We start from the raw sequence: 20,754 nt of genomic DNA, 5'->3' as shown, positions 1-20,754 counted from the left end.
TGCCCCGGCGGCGGCCCCGCCGGCTGGACAACCTGGAGGGGCGGGCCGCGCTGGACGAGGCGGTGCGCCGGGTCGGCTCGATCGCGATCGTGCACGAGATGCTCTCGCACACCCCCGACGAGATCGTCGACTTCGACGACATCGCCGACCGGGTGATCGAGATGGCCGCGGAGGTCTCCACCACCGGCGCCCCGGTCACCCCGCGCCGGGTCGGCCACTTCGGGCTGCTCTCCGCGCTGGTCGCCACCCCGCTGTCGATGGTCCTCACCGAGCTGGTGCAGAACGCGGTGGAGCACGGCCTGGACTACGGGCCCGGCTCGATCGAGGTGGGGGTGCGCCGGGAGGACCCGCCGCCGGGCACCGAGGACCGCTCCGGGACACTGCACATCGAGGTCACCGACGACGGCGGCGGCCTGCCGCCCGGCTTCGACTTCGAGAGCACCAACAGCCTGGGCCTGCAGATCGTGCGGACGCTGGTGGTCGGCGAGCTCGGCGGCCGGCTGGAGATCAAGCCGCGCGACGAGGGCGGCACGGCGGTCGCGATCGAGCTGCCGGTGGACCGGGACGTCCAGGGCTGAGCCTCCGGGGCCGGCCCCCGGGGGCCGGGCTGCGGAGCCGGGCCTGCGGGGCCGGCCGGATCCGCCCCGCGGCACCGGGCCGCCGGCGGATCGGACGCGGAGGGCCGCGCCTCCGGGACCGGTCCGCGGAGCGGCCCCGAACGCGTCGATCCCGGGTCCGGGGCGCCCGCCGCGGGGAAGCGGCGGGGGCGGCGGAGCCGGGATCGGCGGGGATGGTAGGAATGGGGTGTGACGGAGGGCCGGAGCGCTCAGACCGCGGTGCGCACCACCGGGCGGAGGCCGGCGTTGCGGCGGCGGCGCAGCGAGCGGCGCTCCTGCTCGCTCATTCCGCCCCATACGCCGCCGTCCTGCCCGGTCTCCAGAGCCCAGCGCAGGCAGGCACTGGACACGGGGCAGGAGGCGCAGACCTCTTTGGCCTCCTCGATCTGCATGAGAGCGGGGCCCGAGTCACCGATGGGGAAGAACAGCTCGGGGTCTTCGTCACGGCAGGCGGCGTGGTGGCGCCAGTCCATGCGGATCAACTCCTCACAGCGAGGCATTCGCGGGCGTGCGCATTGTGAACTCGTTCACGAACATGAGCGCGGGGCACACCCTTGTCGCCCCGGCGCGCGAAGCGCGCCCGCCCAACGGGACGACGTCCGGTGTGAGCCGGGGGCGAACGTGCTCGGGAGCCGTTCCCACCTCGGAATCATCCGTTTTACTCGCCCGTAACGTGCGGCGTCATGTCGAGCCTGTCAGGGTTCACAGGCGCACGCAAGAGCGCCCGTGGCCGATCGGCGCGGGCGGCGGTGTCGCGTGTGTCACAAGCGACCGTCCGGTCGCCTCAGACGATGATTCGTAATGCCTTCGGTACGGAGTGGAAATCGATCCGACTCCGCGCGCCGAGATACTCCCCGTCGATCTGGAAGGCGCGGGGGCGCTTCGAGGCGATGCTGAGCGAGGGCATGTCGTGCCGGGTGATGTAGCCCCGGCCCTCCGGCGGCACCCCCTGGTGCGAGAGCATCCGGCGGAGCAGCAGCGCGGTGGCCGAGGTGCCCATGGTGGTCATCCCGAACACGTCCAGCCCCAGCGAGAACCGCGACCGCGGCGTCGGCTGCACCGGCACCGAGCCCGCGTACGTCCACGGCGTGGTGTTGGTGACCAGCGCGAAGTGCAGCCCGGACACCGGGTCGTGGCCGGGCGCCTCCAGCACCAGCGAGGGGTTCCGGATCCGCCCGGACATGAACATCCGCAGCGCCGTGTTGATGTAGAGCGCGGGGGAGGCGCGGCGGCCGCGCCGGCGCAGCCGCTCCACCTCCTGCACCACCTCGGCGTCCCAGCCGAACCCGGCGCAGAAGGTGAAGTAGCGGTCGTCGGACGGGCCGGAGATGCGGCCCAGCCCGACCGTCCGGCTGGACCCGGAGCGGAGCGCCTCCAGCACCGCGCCGGTCGCCTCCACCGGGTCGGTCGGCATGCCCAGGGCGCGGACGAAGACGTTGGCGCTGCCCCCGGGGATCGCCGCATAGCTCGGCCGGGGCAGCCCCTCCGGGGTGCGCAGCAGGCCGTTGACCACCTCGTTGACCGTGCCGTCCCCGCCCAGGCTGATCACCGTGTCGAAGCCCTCGCCGGCCGCGTCGCGGGCCAGCTCCCGGGCGTGGTCCCGGTACTCCGTCTGCGCGACGTGCAGCTCCACGTCGCGCGCGATGGCGCCGACGATGACGTCGCGGGACCGGGGCGTGGTGGTGGTCGCCTGGGGGTTGACGATGAAGAGCGCGCGCACCCGGCCAGTCTAGAGGCCCTGTCCCGCAGCCGCTCCCGGGTCCGGCGCACCGCGCGCCGGGGCCGGGAGCGGCGCCGCCGGCCGAGCGGGGGGCGGGCCGGACGGCGCGTCCGGGGCGGATACTGTGGAGGGTGTCTTCACGTCCGCTCAACATCGTCGCCGCCGCCGCACTGCAGGGCCTGATCGGCCTGGTCATCGCCTATGAGGGCGTCCGGGTCGTGATCGAGGCGATCCAGGGGCGCGGCTCCGCCTCGTTCACGGTCCCGCTCGCGATCCTGGCCTTCGCCGCCGCCGCGGCGGTCTGCTACGTGGCCTGGGGCCTGTTCACGCTCCAGTCCTGGTCCCGCGGCCCGGTGGTGCTCACCCAGATCTTCATGCTGGTCATCGCCTACTCGATGTACACCAGCGACCAGATGGCGATCAGCGTCGGGATGGCGGCGACCGCCGTCGCTGTCCTGGGCCTGGTGCTGTCCGGCCCGGTCACCGAGGTGCTCTTCCCCGGCGGCCGGCTCCCCGGGGAGGACGCCCCGGAGAAGCCGAAGGGCGGCGGCTGACCGGGACGGGCCCGGCCGGAGGACCCGGAGAACGGAGGCGGCCCCGCACCGCGGTCGCGGTGCGGGGCCGTCCTGCGGCCGCTCGGGTCAGTCGTCGGTGGTCAGCGCCTGGCGCAGCTGTGCCAGGGTGCGGGCCAGCAGCCGGGACACGTGCATCTGCGAGATGCCCAGCTCCTGGGCGATCTGGGACTGCGTCATGTTGCCGAAGAAGCGGAGCAGCAGGATCCGCTTCTCCCGCGGCGGCAGCTGCTCCAGCAGCGGCTTGAGCGATTCGCGGTACTCCACGCCCTCCAGCGAGTCGTCCACGATGCCCAGCGAGTCGGCGACCGCGGGGGCGTCCTCGTCCCCGCTGTCCGGGGCGTCCAGGGAGACGGTGGAGTAGGCGTTGGCCGACTCCAGCCCCTCCAGGACCTCCTCCTCGGTCATCCCGAGGTGCTCGGCGAGCTCGTGCACGGTGGGCGCGCGCCCCTCCCGCTGGGAGAGGTCGCTGACCGCCTTGGTCAGGGAGAGCTTCAGCTCCTGCAGGCGGCGCGGCACCCGAACCGCCCACCCCTTGTCGCGGAAGTGCCGTTTGATCTCGCCCACGATGGTGGGCGTCGCGTAGGTGGAGAACTCGACCCCGCGCTCCAGGTCGAACCGGTCGATCGACTTGATCAGGCCGATCGTGGCGACCTGGGTGAGGTCGTCGAGCCATTCACCGCGGTTGCGGAAGCGGCGCGCGAGGTACTCGACCAGAGGCAGGTGCAGTTCCACGAGCTCGTCGCGGATGCGCTGGCGCTCCGAAGAGTCCTCGGGAAGCTCGCTCAGGCGCTCGAACAACTCTCGTGCGCGTGCCCGGTCCGGCACCGCGTGTTCCGTCTTCGCCGTCAGAGCGGGCCCCCTCTCGCTCACGCCGTCTCCACCGTGCCACGCCGTTTGTGCAGGACGATGAATACGCGGTCGTCGGGGCCGGTACCGGTGTCGACCTCCCCGGCCAGGGCGGACAGCACCGTCCAGGCGAAGGTGTCGCGGGCCGGCAGCCGACCGTCCGAGGTCAGCACCGACACCGATATCCGCATGCCGTCCCCGGTCAATTCGAACTCGGTGGTCAGGTCCGTGCCGGGCAGTGCCTGGGCGAGCAGCATCGCGCAGGCCTCGTCGACCCCGATGCGCAGGTCCTCGATCTCGTCGAGGGTGAAGTCCAGGCGCGCGGCCAGCCCGGCCGTCGCGGTGCGCAGCACGGAGAGGTAGGCGCTGTCGGCCGGCATCCTGACCGTGACGGCGTCGCGTACGTCCGTGGCGCCCGAGACGGGCGCGGCGGTTTCTTCGGTCACGTCCCTCCTCCGGGAAGCGAGATTGCCGCTTGAGAGCAATCTATCTTGTTTCGCGGCGGCCCCGCTGCACACGGCCCGCTCCGTGTCCGCCGCCGGGCGGCCCGCAGCCCCTGCCGCACCGGGCCGCACGCCTCTCACCGGCGGGAACGCGAAACGGTCCGGATCGGCGGCGCGGCCCCTCTTCGGTCCGCGGCTCCGGCCCGCGGGCGGCCGGGGCACAGCAGGGGCCTGCCGCCTCCCCGCCACCCCGCGCCTCCGGAGCACCGGAGGGGGCCCGCTCACCCCGCCTCGGCGGCGCCCAGCTCCTCCAGGGCCTCGCCGTGCAGCCGGTACACCGTCCACTCGTCCATCGGAACGGCCCCCAGCGAGCGGTAGAACGCGATGGAGGGCTCGTTCCAGTCCAGCACCGACCACTCCAGCCGGCGGTAGCCGCGCCGCACGCAGGTCCGGGCCAGCTCGGTGAGCAGGGCCCGGCCGTACCCGCGGCCGCGCATCTCCGGGCGGACGAAGAGGTCCTCCAGGTAGACGCCGTGCCTGCCGGTCCAGGTGGAGAAGTTGACGAACCACAGGGCGAAGCCCACCGGCTCGCCGGCGTCCTCGGCGATGTGCGCGAAGACCGCGGGGTTCTCGCCGAACAGGGCCTGCTCCAGGTCCTTCTCGGTGGTCTGCACCGCGTCCGGCTCGCGCTCGTAGGCGGCCAGGTCGCGGATGAGTCGCAGGATGGCGGGGACGTCATCCGGGCGTGCGGGGCGGATCACGGTGCTCCTCGTCGGGTCGGTGCCGTCGCCCCCACGCTATCCGCCCCGGGGCCGCGGCCCGCCGCCAGGGCGGTGGCCGGGGCGGTGGCCGGGGCGCTCCGGCAGGGTCCCGGCCACCGCGGGGCGGGCCTTCAGAGCACCTTGGAGAGGAACGCCCGGGTCCGCTCGTGCTTGGGGTCGCCGAGCACCTCGCGGGGGTCGCCGGACTCCACCACCACGCCGCCGTCCATGAACACCAGGTTGTCGCCGACCTCGCGGGCGAAGCCCATCTCGTGGGTGACCACGACCATGGTCATGCCCTCCCGGGCCAGGTCCTTCATCACCTCCAGGACCTCGCCCACCAGCTCGGGGTCGAGCGCGCTGGTGGGCTCGTCGAACAGCATCAGCTCCGGGCGCATCGCCAGCGCCCGGGCGATCGCCACCCGCTGCTGCTGGCCGCCGGAGAGCTGCCGGGGGTAGCTCTCCGCCTTGTCCGCCAGCCCGACCCGCTCCAGCAGCTCCAGGGCGCGGGCCCGGGCCTGGGCCCGCGACTCCCGCTTGACCTGGACCGGGGCCTCGATGACGTTGCCCATCACCGACATGTGCGGGAACAGGTTGAAGCTCTGGAACACCATGCCGATGTCCCGGCGCTGCTCGGCGACCTGCTTGTCGTGCAGCTCGTAGAGGCGGCCGTCGTGCTCCCGGTAGCCCATCAGCCGGCCGTTCACCCACAGCCGGCCCGCGGTGATCTTCTCCAGGTGGTTGATGCAGCGCAGGAAGGTCGACTTCCCCGACCCGGAGGGGCCGACCACGCACATCACCTCGCCCCGGCGGACCTGGAGGTCGATGCCCTTGAGCACCTCCAGCCGGCCGAAGCTCTTGTGCACGCCGTCGGCGACCACCATCAGGTCGTCCGCGGGGCGCTCCGGGAGCCCCGCCGCGTCCGGTGTCCCGCTCGGATTCCCGCTCAATGTCCCGCCTTGCTCTGCATGATCGCGATCTCGGCCTGCGCCTTGCGGTCGCCCTTGGTGAACGAGCGCTCCAGGAAGAACTGGCCCGCCATCAGCAGGCTGGTGATCGCCAGGTACCAGATGCACGCCGCGACCAGCATCGGGAACAGGTCGAAGGTGCGGTTGCCGATCGCCTGGAGCTGGAAGAACAGCTCGGTGGTCAGCGGGATCGCCGACACCAGCGAGGTGTCCTTCAGCATCGCGGTGACCTCGTTGCCGGTCGGCGGCACGATGACCCGGAGCGCCTGCGGCAGGGTGATCCGGCGCAGCGTCTTGCCCCGGCTCATGCCCAGCGCCTGGGCCGCCTCGGTCTGCCCCTTGTCCACGGAGAGCAGGCCGGCCCGGACGATCTCGGCCATGTAGGCGCCCTGGGAGAGCGCCAGCGCCAGCAGCGCGGCCATGAACGGGGTCAGCACGTCGTTCATCGGGACGCTGAAGAACCGGGCGTCGCCCTCCAGGCCCAGCAGCGGCATCCAGTGGTTGTCGAACGGCAGCCCCAGCTCCAGGTTCTGGTAGAGGATGCCGAGGTTGCCGAAGAGCACGCAGAGCACCAGCCGGGGGACCGCCCGGAAGAACCAGGTGTACAGCCAGGCCAGGGTGGCCAGCACCGGGTTGCCGGAGAGCCGCATCACGGCCACGGCGATGCCGAGCGAGATGCCCAGGAGCATCGCCAGCACGGTGAGCTTCAGGGTGGTCCAGACCCCGTTGAGCACCGGTGCCGAGAACATGTGCTCGAACATGAACGGCCAGTTGAACTTCTCGTTCGTCACCAGCATGTTGACGAACATGGCCGCGAGGACCAGCAGGACCCCGGAGGCGACCCAGCGCCCGGGGTGCCGTACGGGGACCGCCTTGACGGGGGCGGGCCGGGAGTCCTCCGCGGAGGGCCCGGCCGGCCGGGGTGGTTCGGTGGGTGTGTTCACGCCGCTGCGCTCTTCGTCCTGTCTCGGGGTCAGGCTTCGCCGTCTTCGTCCTCGGCCGCGATGTCCGGGTTGACCTCGGACTCCTCGATCAGGCCCTGGTCGGCCAGGCCCCAGCCGTCCAGGATCTGCTCGTAGGTGCCGTCGTCGATGATCGACTGGTAGCCCGCCTGGATCGCCTCGGCCAGCTCGTCGGAGTCGGAGTGGACGACCGCGCCGTAAGGGGCCGCCTCGTACTGCTCGCCCAGCGCTTCGAGCTTGTCGCCGGTCTGCTCGATCGCGTAGAAGGCGACCGGCATGTCGGCCAGCCCGGCGTCGCTCTTGCCGGAGACGATCGACTGGGTGGCCTCGTCCTGCCCCTCGTACTGGTCGATCTGGATGGCGGGCTCGCCGTCCTCCTCGCACTGCTCGCTGCGGGCCTCGATGTCGGGCACCTGCACCGTGTTGGCCTGGACCGCGATGGTCTTGCCGCAGGCGTTCTCCGGGTCGACGCCGGCCGGGTCGCCCTTGGCGGTGAACCACTGGGTGCCCACGTTGTAGTAGCTCACCATGTTGACCTGCTCCAGCCGCTCCTCGTTGATGGTGAACGAGGAGATGCCCACGTCGTACTTGCCGGAGTCCACGCCCTCCACGATGGTGCCGAAGGTGGCGCTCTCCCAGGCGACGTCCAGGTCCAGCTTGGCGGCGACCGCGTCGAACAGCTCGACGTCGAAGCCGATGATGGTCTTCCCGTCGGTGTCCAGGAACTCCGCCGGGGCGTAGCTGGAGTCGGTTCCCACGGTCAGCGTGCCCGCGTCCCGGACCTCCTGCGGGACCAGGGCCGCGAGCTCCTCGTCCGGCTGCACGTCGGGGGTGGCGCCGCCCTGCCCGCCGCCCCCGCCCCCGTCGCCTCCGCCGCAGGCGGAGGCCGAGAGCAGTAGCGCCGCGGCCCCCGCGGCGACCGCGCCTCTGCTGAACTGGCCGGGCTGGAAGAAACGGATCGGCGAGGCCACAGGGGTCTCCATTCAGGTCCGGCCGGACCGGGCGTCCGGCGCTGCCGCAGCGCCGACCGGCCACGGAAAACGCGACGAATTGGCTGATCAGACGATATTTCCTGGCCGTTCGGGCATACCATCGTTCCTACCCGTCATGTTGGTCCGGTCACCGTTGTGAGATGATTGGATAACGGGCCACCCCCGTGGAAGCGGCAGCGCCTGGTTCGCATACGGACCGGGCGAAGGCGGGCTCTCCGGACCACCGGTCATGGCCGACCGGCCGGCGGAGCCCTCCCCCTAGCACCCGACGCCTTCGCGCGCTGCCCAGTGCTCACCGCAACCGCCGACGTCATGGCCGACGCCGCGGGTCTGAATGATGAGGGGTTTGAAAGTTGACCACCGATGCGCCGCGCGAGCGGCATTCCGAACTCGACGACGATCCGGCGTTCGCCCTGCACCGGGGCGGCAAGCTGGAGGTCCGCTCCTCGGTCGACGTGACCGACCACGCCGGCCTCTCCCTCGCCTACACCCCCGGCGTCGCCCGGGTGTGCAGCGCCATCGCCGAGACGTCCGAGCTGGTCGACACCTACACCTGGAAGAGCAACGTGGTCGCGGTCGTCACCGACGGCTCGGCGGTGCTGGGGCTGGGCGACATCGGCCCGGAGGCCTCGCTGCCGGTGATGGAGGGCAAGGCGCTGCTGTTCAAGCAGTTCGGCGGCGTCGACTCGGTCCCGATCGCGCTCACCTGCAACGACACCGATGAGATCGTCGAGACCGTGGCCCGGATGGCGCCCTCCTTCGGCGGCGTCAACCTGGAGGACATCTCCGCCCCCCGCTGCTTCGAGATCGAGTCCCGGCTGCGCGAGCTGCTGGACATCCCGGTCTTCCACGACGACCAGCACGGCACCGCGATCGTCACGGTCGCCGCGCTGCGCAACGCCGCCCGGCTCACCGGCCGCACCCTCGGCGACCTGCGCGCGGTCGTCTCCGGCGCCGGCGCCGCCGGGGTGGCCGTCACCAAGATGCTGATCGACGGCGGCATCGGCGACATCGCCGTCGCCGACAGCAAGGGGATCATCTACTCCGGCCGCGAGGGGCTCAACCCGGTCAAGGCCGAGCTCGCCGAGATCAGCAACAAGGCCGGCCTGCAGGGGTCGATCGAGGCCGCGCTGGAGGGGGCCGACGTCTTCATCGGCCTGTCCGCCGGCGAGGTCCCCGAGTCCGTGGTCGCCACGATGGCCTCCGACGCGATCATCTTCGCGATGGCCAACCCCAACCCGGAGGTCCACCCCGACGTCGCGCACAAGTACGCGAGCGTCGTGGCCACCGGCCGGAGCGACTTCCCCAACCAGATCAACAACGTGCTGGCCTTCCCGGGGGTGTTCCGCGGCGCGCTGGACGTGCGCGCCACCGACATCACCGAGAACATGAAGCTGGCCGCGGCCAACGCCCTGGCCGACCTGGTCGGCGACGACCTCGCCGCGGACTACGTCATCCCGAGCACCTTCGACGAGCGGGTGGTCCCCGCGGTCTCGGCCGCGGTCGCCGCCCAGGCCCGCGAGGACGGGGTGGCCCGGCTGTCCTAGCCTGGGTCGATACCGGCGGGTAGTCGACCGGTGATGGTGCGTAGCGGATCCGGAGCGGGGTGTACCGCTCCGGATCCGCCGTTTCCGGGGCCGCCCGCCGCGGTGCGCGGGTGCGTGTCGCCCGCGCAGGTCCGCAGGTCAGGCCCGGGGCGCTACAGGCGCCCCTTCGCGCCGGCCGCCACGAAGGCCGCCCACGCCCCGCGCCCGAAGGCGAGGACCGCCCCGTCCGGGGTCAGCGAGTCGCGCACCAGGGTGGCCGCCGGGAGATCGGCCACCTCGACGCACTGCCCGCCGCCCGTTCCGCTGTAGGAACTGGTGCGCCATTCCGGCGCGAGGGCGCCGCGGGCGCCCCGGGGGTGCTCTGAATCGATCGCGGACATGCCGCGCCTCCTCTTTCTCATCATTCATCCTGTGCCTGCTTCCGCATGCGCTGCCGGAGGTCGGCGAGGACCTCGCGGGTCTTATCCGGGTGCAGGGCGGCGGTGCGCAGGTGTTCGAAGGCCACCGTGTAGAAGCGCACCTCCTTGGCCTTTTCTATATAGAGGCTGCTGGTCAGGTTCTCCAAATGGACGAGTTTGGGGGCATGGACGTCCGACTCGGGGAACTCGAGGATGTCGAATGACCCGTCGAGTCCGGAATGCGCCCCGACTCCGAAAGGTGCGATCTGTATGGTCACCTGCGTCCTCTGACCGGCTTCCAGCAGATGTCCGATCTGCTCGGCCATCACCGCCGGCCCTCCCACCGGCCGGTGCAGCACCGCCTCGTCCAGCACCACCCACACGTGCGGGGTCTGCTCGCTGAAGAGCAGCTCCCGGCGCCGGATCCGCAGCTCCACCCGCCGCTCGATCTCGTCGGGGGCGACCGCGGCCGGGTGGGCCTCCAGCAGGGCCCGGGCGTAGTCCTCGGTCTGGAACAGCCCGGGGACGATCTGCGCCTGGTAGAAGCGGAGGACCTCGGCCTCGGGTTCCAGGCCGAGGTAGACCTCGAAGCGCTCGGGCATCACGTCGCCGTAGACGTGCCACCACCCCCGCCGCCGCGATTCGCGGGCCAGGGTCACCAGCGTGGTGCGCAGTGTCTCGTCGCCGACCTCGTACAGCTCCAGCAGGTCGCGGACGTCGTCGGAGTTGGTGGCGACCTGCCCGCGCTCGATCCGGGAGAGCTTGCTCCCGGACCACGCCATGCACTCGGCCGCCTCCTCTCCGGTCATTCCGGCTTTCTCCCGCAACCTTCGCAATTCAACGCCCAGTCGCCGCCTGCGCGCCGTCGGGTTGTTGGCCGGGGGCATCGGGACCTCCTGGAGTGAGGGAAGAGGCCGAATGGAGAACGGGAGAAGGCTACAGGTCTTGGTCCGGAAATGCCCCGGCCTTCAGGATGGGGGGCGAATCGGAGCCGGACCCCAAGCGTCCGCCGGCGGTAAGTGTGCAGCCGAATATCCGTATTCGGCGCTCGTCCGCGATCAGGCGGCAGGAGGCGGAGGGGCGGCTCCGCCGCGCCCGCCGCCTCCACCGGGAGCGGGTGTCCAGCGCGCGCCCGGCCGTTCGGGTGCGTGCGGGCAGGGCGTCCGTGCCGGTGCCGGAGTGCAGAGCCGCGCAAAGCCGCTCGGTGCGGGCGCGCCTCCGTCGGGATCGACCGGTTCCCGCCGTCATCGCGGACGTGCGGTACCGGCCCCGGTGGCGAAAGACCGGGAGGAATCCCCGCCATCCGCGACAGAGGCGACACCAATCGACATCAGGTGGGCGTAAAGCGGGTAAGGAGAATTCTGCGAAGCAATTGCACGCGTGGTCGGCGCTGTGGAAGATGGGACGCACGCCGCGGAGAGCGGCGCGGGGCGGTGCGCGGAGGGCGGACCCGGGGTCCGAGTCGGCCGACACGCTGAGGGGGGACCATGAGCGCGACACTCTCCGGACGGTCGGCGCAGGAGCTGCAGGCCCGGGACTTCCCCTATGTGCCGAGGGCCCGCGGTGCGGGGGCGGTCGTCATGGCCCGGTGCGGCTTCCCCGGCGAGAAGAGCCACGTCGCCCAGGCCCGGCGGTTCGTCCGCTCCACGCTGGGGCTGTGCCCGGCCATCCCGCCCGAGATGCTGGACACCGCGCTGCTGCTGGTCAGCGAGGTCGCCTCGAACGCGATCCGGCACACCCGCAGCGGGGAAGCGGGCGGGCGGTTCGGAGTGGAGGTGCACCACAGCCCCGGCCACCTCACCGTCGCCGTGCACGACGAGGGCCCGCGCGGGGAGGACCCGGGCGCCCACCCCACCGTCAAGAGGTTCTCGCCCGACTCCGAGGGCGGCCGCGGCCTGGCCATCATCGACGCGGTCGCCAGCGAGTGGGACACCGAGGCGGTACCGGGCGGCCGGGTGGTGGCCTTCACCCTCAGTCCCGGCGGCGCCCGGGACTGAGCCCGCCCGGACGCGCCGCGCCGCAGGGCGCGGGGCGGGGGTGAGCCGGGGCACACCGACGATCTAAGGTCGGGGCATGTTCGCTATCTCGGCAATCGGCATCGACCCCGACGACCCGCTCTCCGGCCTGCAGGCGGGGGAGCGGCCCGACCCGAAGGCCCGCGAAGGCTGGGCGGTCGTCGACCTCAAGGCCGCCGCCCTCAACCACCACGACCTGTGGAGCCTGCGCGGCATCGGGCTGCCCGCCGACCGGCTGCCCATGGTGCTCGGCTGCGACGGCGCCGGCGTCGACGAGGAGGGCGACGAGGTCATCGTGCACGGCGTCATCGGCGACCCGGACGCCGGCGGCGGGGACGAGACCCGCGACCCGCGCCGCTCGCTGCTCTCCGAGGTCCACGACGGCACCCTGGCGGAGAAGATCGCCGTTCCCCGGCGCAACCTGGTGCCCAAGCCGAAGGAGCTCTCCTTCGAGGAGGCGGCCTGCCTGCCCACCGCCTGGCTGACCGCCTACAACATGCTCTTCGACAAGGCGGGGCTGCGCCCCGGCTCGTCGGTGCTGGTGCAGGGGGCGGGCGGCGGGGTGGCCGGCGCGCTGATCCGGATGGCGGCCCAGGCCGGGCACCGGGTCTACGCCACCAGCCGCAGCGCGGCCAAGCGGGACCGGGCGGTGGAGCTGGGGGCGTACGCCGCGGTGCCCACCGGCGAGCGCCTGCCGGAGAAGGTGCACGCCGCCTTCGACACCGTCGGCCAGGCCACCTGGGCCCACTCGCTCCGCTCGCTGCGCCCCGGCGGCGCCATCGTCACCTGCGGCGCCACCAGCGGCGACGCCCCGCCGGCCGAGCTCACCCGGGTCTTCTTCCAGCAGCTGCGGGTGATCGGCGCGACCATGGGCACCCGGGACCAGCTGGCCGCGCTCGCCGAGATGTGCGCCCGCACCGGCCTGCGCCCGGAGATCGACCGCGTCCTCCCGCTGGCCCGCGCCGAGGAGGGCTTCCGCGCGCTGCTCGCCGGCGAGCAGTTCGGCAAGATCGTCTTCACCGTCTGACGGGGGCGGAACACGGCTGCGGCCCGGCTCGGTATCGAGCCGGGCCGCAGCCGTGTGATCACTTCAGGTCGTCGACCGAGAGACCGGTGTCGGTGAGGATGCCGCGGAGCACTCCCTTGCTGACATCCCTGGAGGAATGGACCGGGACAGTGGTGCCCCGTCCATCAGGGTGTCGCATGATGTGGTGGCTGCCGCTGACCCGGGCCACGAAGAAGCCCTTTTTCTGCAGTGCCTTGACCACAAGGGCGCCACGCATGCTCGGTACAGGCGGCATCAGGCGACTTCGAGAGTCAGTTCGTTGGGAAAACCGAACTCCTCGATCAAGGCGGTCAGGGCGACACGGAGATCGGCGACGGCGGATTCCGGGTCCGGGCCATCGCCGTGCGCGCCGACGCCGGGGCGGAGCTGCGCATGGGCGCACCACACGCCGTCCTCGTCTTGTTCCAGGTCATAGGGGACATGGACGGTACGGGACATCGAACGGCTCCTCTCCGCCGAGTACGACAACGCCACAGTAAACGATCGCCCCCTGGAGCAGGGGGCGATCGCCAGAATACGGCTCGGGAGAGCGGGTCAGGACGGCGTGCCGCCGTCGCCCTTCTCCTTTTCGTCCTTCTCCGGGGCGGCGGCCGTGTCGGGGCCGCGGTCCTCCGGCTCTTCGGAGCGGGCCCGTTCCTCCCGGTCCTCGCGGATCGCGGTGGACCAGGGGTCGGAGCCGGCGTCGGAGTCGGCCGGGGGCTGGGCGAACGGGCCGTGCGCCGACGGGCCCGCGGAGTCGGCGGGGCGGCCGCCCTTCTCCTCGGCCGGCCCCTCGGACCTCCCGCCCTCCGGACCCTCCCCGCCGTCCCGGTCGGAGGCGGGGGCGTCCCCTCGGTCCCCGCTCTCCTCGGGGGCCGGGGCCGGGCCCCAGCCGGCCGCGTCGCGCCGGATGACCTCGATCGTCTCGTCCAGGATCCGGCGCAGGTCGCGGGCGGCGGACTCGCCCACGTTGCCCGCCTCGCGGACCACGTCGCGGACCCGGTCGGTGAAGTCGTGCAGGGCCCGGTCGAACTCGGGGCGCTCGCCGTGCTCCCAGCGGCCCCATGCGCCGCCCCAGCCGGCCCCCCACCGGCCGAAGCGGTCCCAGTCCTTCTCCCACCAGCCGCCGAACCCGCGCGGGCCGCGGCGGCCGCGGGGCCCGCAGCGCTCGCCGGCGTGCTCGCCCGCGTGCTCCCGCTCCTCGCCGGAGGCGGTCCGCTCCTCCTGCTCCTCTTCCTCCCGCTCCTTCCGCTCCCCGGTGCGCTCCTGCTCGGCGCCGCGGGCGCGGCGGCTCCCGGCGGCGGCGAACTTCAGCTCCTCGCGGAGCGAGCTGATGGTGTCGCGGACGTCCTCCTTGACCGCGCGGGCGATGTCGCGCACCGACTCGGTGAGCTCGCGCTCCAGGTCGTCCAGGTCGGAGCTGCGGTTGTGCAGCTCCTCGCGGCCCAGGTCGGTGAGCCGGTAGACCTTGCGGCCGTTCACCTCCTCGTGGGTGACCAGGCCCTCCTCCTCCAGGCGGGCCAGGCGCGGGTAGACGGTCCCGGGCGAGGGCGAGTACACCCCCATGAACCGGTCGCGCAGCAGGCTGATGATCTCGTAGCCGTGCTTGGGGCTCTCGTCCAGGAGCTTGAGCAGGTAGAGCCGGAGCCGGCCGTGGCCGAAGATGGTGCTCATGAGTTCCCCTCCGGAAGCGAGGCGGGGGTGTCGGACGAGCGGCGCAGCAGCGACACCGCCCCCGACACGGTGGTGATGCCGATGGAGGCCGGGTCGATCCCGCTGCCGATCTTGCCGTTCATCCGGCTCCGGCCGGGAAGGTCGTGCCGGTCGAGGCCGAACTCGGAGTCCAGGGTGCCGGTGGCGGAGCGGAGCTCCGCGGTGGCCGAGGCGTCCGAGGGCAGGCGCAGCGCGACGTCCCCGGAGATGCCGGCCAGCCGGACCCGCGCCGAGTCGGCGAGGTCCACGTCGGCGAGGAGCTGGCCGGAGGCGGTCTTGGCGGAGAACGACGCCAGTCTCCCGCCGGCCAGGGCGAGCTGGCCGCTGACGCTGTTGAAGGACAGGCCGCCGCGGAGGTTGCGGGCGGAGAGGTTGCCGGAGACCGTGTTGACCTCCAGCTCCCCGCCCAGGTCGTCGGCGGTGACGTCGCCGGAGGCGGTGCGGAGCTGGACCTTGCCGGTCAGCCCGGCGGCGACGACCGGCGCGGAGACCGAGGTGACCTCCACCGGGCAGTCCCGCGGAACGCGCACGCCGATGGTGGCGGAGCGCCGGCCGACGTCCCGGTAGCCGGAGAGCTGCACCGGCTTGAGCCGGTCCAGGAAGCCGCTGCCGGTGAGGTCTTCGTAGGTGATGGTGAGGATGCCGGCCTGCTGGCTGGCGAGGACCGGCTCCCCGACGATGTCGGAGACCTCGAAGGAGACCGGGTCGTCGGTGGGCAGGATGTTCACATGGCCGCCGATGATGCGGACGCGAAGGGCGACGATGCCGTCCAGGACCCGCGTCGTCGGCTGGTCGATGGTCCAGCGAGCCATCGGGAAACCCTTTCGTATCGAACGGTGATACACACACGTTATGTCGCGTCCCGTGGCAATTCAAGATATGTCGCGATGTTCAGGGACGGCTCCGGGAGAACCCCGACCCGCCCCTCCCGATGATCCCGGCGGCGCCGCCGCCTCGACGCCGGCCGAGGCGGCGACGGCGACGGGATCGGCGCCCGGAGGGGCGGCGCGGGAGGGCGGAAGCGGAAGAGGGGACCCCCGCGGATGCGGGGATCCCCTCCGGTGCGCGCTGCGGCGCCGGCTCACTCCTCCTCGTCGTCCTCCAGCCGGGCCAGCCAGGTGGCCAGCCGGTCGACCGGGGTCTCGAACTCCGGGTTCAGGTCGGTGAACACGCGCAGCTGCTCGGCGAGCCAGGCGAAGGAGACCTCCTCCGCCCCGCGCCGCCGCTCCAGCTCCTCGACACCGCGATCGGTCTCGTACACGGCTACTCCACCGGCGGGAACACCGTGTTGACCACGGCCTGCTGCTCCACCTCGTGCCGCTTGGCGGAGCCGGCGGCCGGGGAGGAGCTGGCCGGGCGGGAGACCCGGGTGAACGGCCGGTCCAGCTGCTCGGAGAAGACCAGCGCCACGAACGGCCAGGGGCCCATGTTCGCCGGCTCCTCCTGCACCCACAGCACCTCGCCCGCGTTGGGGAAGGCGGCCAGCTGGGCGCGGATCTCCTCGACCGGGAGCGGGTAGAGCCGCTCCACCCGGATCAGCGCGGTGTGCGTGTCGCCGTTGCGCTTCCGGGCCGCGTCCAGGTCGTAGTAGATCTTGCCGGAGCAGAGCACCACCCGGCGGACGTCCTCGGCCTTGACCGTGGCGTCCGGGATGATCGGCTGGAACGCGCCGGTGGTGAAGTCCTCCACCGTCGACGTCGCCTGCTTGGCGCGCAGCATCCACTTCGGGGTGAAGGTGATCAGCGGCCGGTGGATCGGCGACTTGGCCTGCCACCGCAGCAGGTGGAAGTAGTTCGCCGGGGTGGTGGGCATCGCCACGGTCATGTTCTCCTGCGCGCACATCTGCAGGAACCGCTCGATGCGGGCCGAGGAGTGGTCCGGCCCCTGGCCCTCGTAGCCGTGCGGCAGCAGCAGGGTGACGCCGGAGCGCTGGCCCCACTTCTGCTCGCTGGAGCTGATGTACTCGTCGATGACCGACTGGGCGCCGTTGACGAAGTCGCCGAACTGCGCCTCCCAGGCCACCAGGGCCTCCGGCCGCTCCACCGAGTAGCCGTACTCGAAGCCCAGCGCCGCGTACTCGCTGAGCAGCGAGTCGTGCACGTAGAACTTCGAGGTGCCCTTGTCGAAGCGCTTCAGCGGGGTGTGCACCTCGCCGGTCTTCTTGTCCACCAGGGCGGCGTGCCGCTGGCCGAAGGTGCCGCGCCGGCTGTCCTGGCCGACCAGGCGGACCGGGTGCTCCTCCTGCAGCAGCGAGCCGAAGGCGAGCAGCTCGCCGGTGGCCCAGTCGATGCCGCCCTCTTCCACCATCTGCGCGCGGCGCTGCAGCTGCGGCAGCAGGCGCGGGTGGGGGGTGAAGCCCTCGGGCAGGTTCACCTGGGTGTCGATGATCTCCTTGACCTGCTCGGGGGAGATCGCGGTGGACACCGCGGTGTGGTCCAGCCGGCCCTCGTCGAAGACCTCGGGGCGGACCACCGAGCCCGGCTCGACCGGCTTCTTGTCGGCCTCGCGGGTCTCGGCGAAGACCCGCTCCAGCTCCTGCTGGTACTCGCGCAGGGTCTGCTCGGCCTCTTCGACGGTGATGTCGCCGCGGCCGATCAGCGCCTCGGTGTACAGCTTGCGGGTGGACCGCTTGGCGTCGATGACGTTGTACATCAGCGGCTGGGTGAACTGCGGGTTGTCCATCTCGTTGTGCCCGCGCCGCCGGTAGCAGACCAGGTCCACCACGACGTCCTTGTTGAACGCCTCGCGGTAGGCGAAGGCCAGCTGGCCGACGCGCACCACGGCCTCCGGGTCGTCCCCGTTGACGTGGAAGATCGGCGCCTGCACCATCCGCGCCACGTCGGTGGCGTAGACGCTGGACCGGCTGTCCGCCGGCGAGGTGGTGAAGCCGACCTGGTTGTTCACGATGACGTGCACCGTGCCGCCGGTGCGGTAGCCGCGCAGCTGGGACAGGTTGAGCGTCTCGGCGACCACGCCCTGCCCGGCGAACGCCGCGTCGCCGTGGATCAGCAGCGGCAGCACGGTGAAGCCCTGCGGGCCCTTGTCCAGCACGTCCTGCTTGGCGCGGACGATGCCCTCGGCGACCGGGTCGACGGTCTCCAGGTGGCTCGGGTTGGCCGCCAGCGAGATGGAGATCTTCTCGCCCTCCGGGGTCTCGAAGGTCCCCTCGGTGCCCAGGTGGTACTTGACGTCACCGGAGCCGTGCGCCGAGCGCGGGTCCAGGTTGCCCTCGAACTCGCCGAAGATCTGGCCGTAGGACTTGCCGCAGATGTTGGCGAGCACGTTGAGCCGGCCGCGGTGCGCCATGCCGATGACGACCTCGTCCAGCTCGGCCTTGGCCGCCCGGGAGATGATCCCGTCCAGCAGCGGGATGAGGGACTCGCCGCCCTCCAGCGAGAACCGCTTCTGCCCGACGTACTTGGTCTGCAGGAAGGTCTCGAACGCCTCGGCGCTGTTCAGCCGGCGCAGGATGCGCAGCTGGTCGTCGTGGTCGAGCTTCTCGTGCTCGCGCTCGACGTGCGCCTGGATCCACTCCCGCTCCTCCGGGGACTGGATGTGCATGTACTCGATGCCGACCGTGCGGCAGTACGTGTCGCGCAGCACGCCCAGGATGTCGCGGAGCTTCATCACCGGCTTGCCGCCGAAACCGCCGGTGGGGAAGTCGCGCTCCAGGTCCCACAGGGTGAGGCCGTGCTGGAGCACGTCCAGGTCGGGGTGGCGGCGCTGCTTGTACTCCAGCGGGTCGGTGTCGGCCATCAGGTGGCCGCGGACCCGGTAGGCGTGGATCAGCTCCTGCACCCGGCTGGTCTTGTCCAGCTGGTTGGAGGTGTCCACCGAGATGTCCTGGGTCCAGCGCACCGGCTCGTAGGGGATGCGCAGGGACTTGAAGATCTCGTCGTAGAAGCCGTCCTCGCCGAGCAGCAGCCGGTGGATGCGCTTGAGGAACTCGCCCGACTGCGCACCCTGGATGATGCGGTGGTCGTAGGTCGAGGTGAGCGTCATGACCTTGCTGATGGCCAGCCGGTTGAGCGTCTCGGGGGAGGCGCCCTGGAACTCGGCCGGGTACTCCATCGAGCCGACGCCGATGATGGTGCCCTGGCCGGGCATCAGCCGCGGCACCGAGTGCACGGTGCCGATGCCGCCCGGGTTGGTCAGGCTGATCGTGGTGCCCTGGAAGTCGGGCACGCCCAGCTTGTTGCCGCGGGCCTTGCGGACCAGGTCCTCGTAGCCGCTCCAGAACTCCTTGAAGTCCATGGTGTCGGCGGCCTTGACCGAGGGCACCACCAGCTGGCGGGAGCCGTCCGGCTTCTGCAGGTCGATCGCGAGGCCGAAGTTGACGTGCTCGGGCTTGGCCACGCCCGGCTTGCCGTCGATCTCGACGTAGGAGTGGTTCATCTCCGGCATCGACTCCAGGGCCTTGACCATGGCGTAGCCGATGATGTGGGTGAACGACACCTTGCCACCGCGCGCGCGGCGCAGGTGGTTGTTGATCACGATGCGGTTGTCGAAGAGCAGCTTGACCGGGACCGCGCGGACGCTCGTCGCGGTCGGCAGGGTCAGGCTGGACTCCATGTTGGTCGCGGTGCGCGCCGGGGCGCCGCGCAGCCGCTCCTGGGTGACCTTCAGGGCCTCGTCGGTGGGAGCGGCGGAGGGGCCGGCCTCCTTCCCGGCGGGCTTCTTCGCGCCCTTCGCGGCGGGAGCGGCCTGCTTGGCCTCGGCCTTCCCGCCGTTGCCGGAGGGTGCGCCCGTGGCCGACGGCGCACCCTTGGCCGCACCCTTGGCGGATCCGGACTTGTAATCGGCGAAGAAGTTCCACCACGCCTTGTCAACGGAGTTCGGGTCGTTCAGGTACTTCTGATAAAGCTCCTCGACCAACCACTCGTTCGGGCCGAAATCTGTCAGGGGTTGAGACGCCTCAGACGACACGGCGGAGATCGCCCTCTTCCGCAGCTCGCTTGTGAATGTATGGATGTGGGGACCGCCGCTCGGCGGAGCGGGAGTCGGAGCGCGCCGACGATCGCAGGGCCGCACGGGTGCGATCACCCGGCCGACGATCCCGGTAACAGGCTAGCCGTCCGGGCATGAAGATGCTCCCCCCAGGCCGAGAGTGGACTGGGAGATACCTAACAATCATTCACAAAATCGAGGTCAGAGCGGGGGTGGAAGGGTCTGATCCGCCCTGGTCGGCCGGGGTCGGCGGAGGCCGGCCGCAGACCACCATGCCCCGCCCGCGCCCCGGCCAACCCTGCCGGTCGGAACGGATTTCCCGGGTCGGCCGGAACCGGGAGGCGCCCCGCGGCGTCGTACCGGGTGTGCGCGACCGGGCAGGACGGCCGGTCCCGGATTCCGGCGGGCCACGGGGGTCCCGCCGGGGCGGGGAGCGGGTCCGGTGCGCGCAACGCTCCCGGGGCCCGCGGGCCCCGGGGGCCTTCGCGCCCCCGCCCGGGCTCCCCGGCCCGCCGGCGGTCAGAGCTTGCGATGGTCCCAGCTGGCCGTCCGCTCCACGTCCAGGAAGACCGCGACCCGCTTGCGCCCGGCCCGCTCGATGCCCTCCCGGGCCTCCGGCCCCTGCAGATCGGCCGCCGGGACCCCGGTCATCGCCGCGGTCACCGCGGTGCCGACCCGGGCCACCGCGGCCGGGTCGGCGTCCAGCTCGGCGGTGCCGTACAGCACCAGCCCGCGCAGCTCGCCGTAGTCCTCGCCGTCGTCGACCAGGCAGGTCATCCGCGGGTCGCGGCGCAGGTTCACCGCCTTCTGCGAGGAGGCGTAGGTCCAGAACGCCAGCCGCCCATCGACCATCGCGTAGAACAGCGTGGACAGGTGCGGTGCGCCGTCCCTGCCGACCGTGGCCACCTGCACCTTCCGGTTGGCCGCGAGGAACGCCTCGGCCTCCTCGCCGGTCAGCCTGATCCGGGCCCGCCGGTTCCCGCCCCGGCCCGCCGTCTCGTCCACGGAACCCTCCTCCGCTCGACCGCCGCCGCCCGCGCCGGGCGGGGCACCGCGCCCCGGTCCGCAGGGACCGGTTCCGATTGTGGCGCACGCCGCACCGGGGCGCCCGGGCCGGGGTGCGGCGCGGCCGGGCCGTCGTCGATTCGGGAGCCGGGGGCCGGGCCCGGTCGCCGATTCGGGCGGCGCCGCCCGGCGCCGCGTGC

At 72.1% G+C, this 20,754-nt stretch carries 22 protein-coding genes; 5 read left to right on the top strand and 17 right to left on the bottom strand.

The genetic code is table 11. The features are described 5' to 3' along the window. Nucleotides 1-578 (top strand): sensor histidine kinase (locus D459_RS0109195; protein WP_017592709.1); only part of this gene is annotated, 578 nt, incomplete at its 5' end. Between the two features lie 248 nt (nucleotides 579-826). Here the strand turns inward: D459_RS0109195 and D459_RS0109190 are convergent. Next, nucleotides 827-1,090: a WhiB family transcriptional regulator gene (locus D459_RS0109190; RefSeq protein ID WP_017592708.1), complete on the bottom strand. Its 264-nt coding sequence runs from the start codon at nucleotides 1,088-1,090 to the stop codon at nucleotides 827-829. 311 nt (nucleotides 1,091-1,401) lie between these two features. After that, nucleotides 1,402-2,337 (bottom strand): diacylglycerol/lipid kinase family protein, encoded by a 936-nt coding sequence (locus D459_RS0109185; protein ID WP_017592707.1) that lies wholly within the window; start codon nucleotides 2,335-2,337, stop codon nucleotides 1,402-1,404. A gap of 131 nt (nucleotides 2,338-2,468) precedes the next feature. On the opposite strand from D459_RS0109185, the gene D459_RS0109180 reads away from it, so the two are divergent. Beyond that, nucleotides 2,469-2,891 carry a hypothetical protein gene (locus tag D459_RS0109180; RefSeq protein ID WP_017592706.1) on the top strand — a complete coding sequence of 141 codons (423 nt, stop codon included), beginning with the start codon at nucleotides 2,469-2,471 and terminating at the stop codon, nucleotides 2,889-2,891. An 87-nt stretch (nucleotides 2,892-2,978) separates the two neighbouring features. Here the strand turns inward: D459_RS0109180 and D459_RS0109175 are convergent, their stop codons facing one another. From D459_RS0109175 to D459_RS0109150, 6 genes are all read right to left on the bottom strand, one after another. Next, nucleotides 2,979-3,710 carry an RNA polymerase sigma factor SigF gene (locus tag D459_RS0109175; protein ID WP_017592705.1) on the bottom strand — a complete coding sequence of 244 codons (732 nt, stop codon included), beginning with the start codon at nucleotides 3,708-3,710 and terminating at the stop codon, nucleotides 2,979-2,981. A 68-nt stretch (nucleotides 3,711-3,778) separates the two neighbouring features. Then, the gene (locus tag D459_RS0109170) at nucleotides 3,779-4,204 is read right to left on the bottom strand and encodes an ATP-binding protein (RefSeq protein WP_017592704.1); all 426 of its coding nucleotides are present in this window, start codon (nucleotides 4,202-4,204) and stop codon (nucleotides 3,779-3,781) included. A 278-nt stretch (nucleotides 4,205-4,482) separates the two neighbouring features. Beyond that, complete coding sequence (locus D459_RS0109165; protein WP_017592703.1) at nucleotides 4,483-4,962, bottom strand: GNAT family N-acetyltransferase; 480 nt, start codon at nucleotides 4,960-4,962, stop codon at nucleotides 4,483-4,485. A gap of 131 nt (nucleotides 4,963-5,093) precedes the next feature. Next, nucleotides 5,094-5,846 carry an amino acid ABC transporter ATP-binding protein gene (locus D459_RS0109160; RefSeq protein ID WP_017592702.1) on the bottom strand — a complete coding sequence of 251 codons (753 nt, stop codon included), beginning with the start codon at nucleotides 5,844-5,846 and terminating at the stop codon, nucleotides 5,094-5,096. 62 nt (nucleotides 5,847-5,908) lie between these two features. Next, nucleotides 5,909-6,874: an amino acid ABC transporter permease gene (locus D459_RS0109155; RefSeq protein ID WP_017592701.1), complete on the bottom strand. Its 966-nt coding sequence runs from the start codon at nucleotides 6,872-6,874 to the stop codon at nucleotides 5,909-5,911. A 29-nt stretch (nucleotides 6,875-6,903) separates the two neighbouring features. Then, on the bottom strand, nucleotides 6,904-7,875 hold the full coding sequence (locus tag D459_RS0109150) for an ABC transporter substrate-binding protein (RefSeq protein ID WP_051065378.1): 972 nt from the start codon (nucleotides 7,873-7,875) through the stop codon (nucleotides 6,904-6,906). Nucleotides 7,876-8,237: 362 nt separating this feature from the next. On the opposite strand from D459_RS0109150, the gene D459_RS0109145 reads away from it, so the two are divergent. Further along, nucleotides 8,238-9,431: an NAD(P)-dependent malic enzyme gene (locus tag D459_RS0109145; RefSeq protein ID WP_017592699.1), complete on the top strand. Its 1,194-nt coding sequence runs from the start codon at nucleotides 8,238-8,240 to the stop codon at nucleotides 9,429-9,431. Between the two features lie 152 nt (nucleotides 9,432-9,583). On the opposite strand, the gene D459_RS0109140 is transcribed toward D459_RS0109145, so the two are convergent. Continuing rightward, nucleotides 9,584-9,811, bottom strand: a complete 228-nt coding sequence (locus D459_RS0109140) for a DUF397 domain-containing protein (RefSeq protein ID WP_017592698.1) — start codon at nucleotides 9,809-9,811, stop codon at nucleotides 9,584-9,586. Nucleotides 9,812-9,831: 20 nt separating this feature from the next. After that, nucleotides 9,832-10,716, bottom strand: a complete 885-nt coding sequence (locus D459_RS0109135) for a helix-turn-helix domain-containing protein (protein ID WP_081620497.1) — start codon at nucleotides 10,714-10,716, stop codon at nucleotides 9,832-9,834. A 600-nt stretch (nucleotides 10,717-11,316) separates the two neighbouring features. Here D459_RS0109135 and D459_RS0109130 point away from each other — a divergent pair. Beyond that, nucleotides 11,317-11,826, top strand: coding sequence for an ATP-binding protein (locus D459_RS0109130; protein ID WP_017592696.1), 510 nt, complete (start codon nucleotides 11,317-11,319; stop codon nucleotides 11,824-11,826). A 76-nt stretch (nucleotides 11,827-11,902) separates the two neighbouring features. Continuing rightward, a complete protein-coding gene (locus D459_RS0109125; protein WP_017592695.1) occupies nucleotides 11,903-12,871 on the top strand; it encodes a zinc-binding dehydrogenase in 969 nt (322 codons plus the stop codon). Nucleotides 12,872-12,929: 58 nt separating this feature from the next. On the opposite strand, the gene D459_RS0109120 is transcribed toward D459_RS0109125, so the two are convergent. The 7 genes from D459_RS0109120 to D459_RS0109090 form a co-directional block, all read right to left on the bottom strand. Continuing rightward, nucleotides 12,930-13,112 carry a type II toxin-antitoxin system HicA family toxin gene (locus D459_RS0109120; protein WP_241484979.1) on the bottom strand — a complete coding sequence of 61 codons (183 nt, stop codon included), beginning with the start codon at nucleotides 13,110-13,112 and terminating at the stop codon, nucleotides 12,930-12,932. Nucleotides 13,113-13,144: 32 nt separating this feature from the next. Next, nucleotides 13,145-13,348, bottom strand: coding sequence for a hypothetical protein (locus tag D459_RS0109115; protein WP_017592693.1), 204 nt, complete (start codon nucleotides 13,346-13,348; stop codon nucleotides 13,145-13,147). A gap of 96 nt (nucleotides 13,349-13,444) precedes the next feature. Beyond that, nucleotides 13,445-14,563 (bottom strand): PadR family transcriptional regulator, encoded by a 1,119-nt coding sequence (locus D459_RS0109110; protein WP_017592692.1) that lies wholly within the window; start codon nucleotides 14,561-14,563, stop codon nucleotides 13,445-13,447. Beyond that, entirely contained in the window at nucleotides 14,560-15,414 is an 855-nt protein-coding gene (locus D459_RS0109105) for a DUF4097 family beta strand repeat-containing protein (protein WP_017592691.1), read from the bottom strand. The genes D459_RS0109110 and D459_RS0109105 overlap by 4 nt, the downstream gene beginning before the upstream one ends. Before the next feature lie 269 nt (nucleotides 15,415-15,683). Next, on the bottom strand, nucleotides 15,684-15,863 hold the full coding sequence (locus D459_RS0109100; protein ID WP_017592690.1) for a DUF6104 family protein: 180 nt from the start codon (nucleotides 15,861-15,863) through the stop codon (nucleotides 15,684-15,686). A gap of 2 nt (nucleotides 15,864-15,865) precedes the next feature. Next, nucleotides 15,866-19,528 (bottom strand): multifunctional oxoglutarate decarboxylase/oxoglutarate dehydrogenase thiamine pyrophosphate-binding subunit/dihydrolipoyllysine-residue succinyltransferase subunit, encoded by a 3,663-nt coding sequence (locus D459_RS0109095; RefSeq protein ID WP_026120213.1) that lies wholly within the window; start codon nucleotides 19,526-19,528, stop codon nucleotides 15,866-15,868. A gap of 540 nt (nucleotides 19,529-20,068) precedes the next feature. Beyond that, the gene (locus tag D459_RS0109090) at nucleotides 20,069-20,554 is read right to left on the bottom strand and encodes a pyridoxamine 5'-phosphate oxidase family protein (protein WP_017592688.1); all 486 of its coding nucleotides are present in this window, start codon (nucleotides 20,552-20,554) and stop codon (nucleotides 20,069-20,071) included. Between the last annotated feature and the right edge of the window lie 200 nt (nucleotides 20,555-20,754).

Source organism: Nocardiopsis potens DSM 45234 (assembly GCF_000341105.1).
GTDB classification, from domain to species: Bacteria; Actinomycetota; Actinomycetes; order Streptosporangiales; family Streptosporangiaceae; genus Nocardiopsis_A; species Nocardiopsis_A potens.
Note: the sequence above shows the minus strand (reverse complement) of the source record. Positions and strands in the feature narration are given on the sequence as shown.

What these genes read in the sequence shown, in the direction of transcription:
- D459_RS0109190 (WP_017592708.1), bottom strand. Translation starts at nt 1,090, where the DNA reads ATGGACTGGCGCCACCACGCCGCCTGCCGTGACGAAGACCCCGAGCTG.
- D459_RS0109160 (WP_017592702.1), bottom strand. Translation starts at nt 5,846, where the DNA reads ATGGTGGTCGCCGACGGCGTGCACAAGAGCTTCGGCCGGCTGGAGGTG.
- D459_RS0109150 (WP_051065378.1), bottom strand. Translation starts at nt 7,875, where the DNA reads ATGGAGACCCCTGTGGCCTCGCCGATCCGTTTCTTCCAGCCCGGCCAG.
- D459_RS0109140 (WP_017592698.1), bottom strand. Translation starts at nt 9,811, where the DNA reads ATGTCCGCGATCGATTCAGAGCACCCCCGGGGCGCCCGCGGCGCCCTC.
- D459_RS0109135 (WP_081620497.1), bottom strand. Translation starts at nt 10,716, where the DNA reads ATGCCCCCGGCCAACAACCCGACGGCGCGCAGGCGGCGACTGGGCGTT.
- D459_RS0109130 (WP_017592696.1), top strand. Translation starts at nt 11,317, where the DNA reads ATGAGCGCGACACTCTCCGGACGGTCGGCGCAGGAGCTGCAGGCCCGG.
- D459_RS0109125 (WP_017592695.1), top strand. Translation starts at nt 11,903, where the DNA reads ATGTTCGCTATCTCGGCAATCGGCATCGACCCCGACGACCCGCTCTCC.
- D459_RS0109115 (WP_017592693.1), bottom strand. Translation starts at nt 13,348, where the DNA reads ATGTCCCGTACCGTCCATGTCCCCTATGACCTGGAACAAGACGAGGAC.
- D459_RS0109110 (WP_017592692.1), bottom strand. Translation starts at nt 14,563, where the DNA reads ATGAGCACCATCTTCGGCCACGGCCGGCTCCGGCTCTACCTGCTCAAG.
- D459_RS0109105 (WP_017592691.1), bottom strand. Translation starts at nt 15,414, where the DNA reads ATGGCTCGCTGGACCATCGACCAGCCGACGACGCGGGTCCTGGACGGC.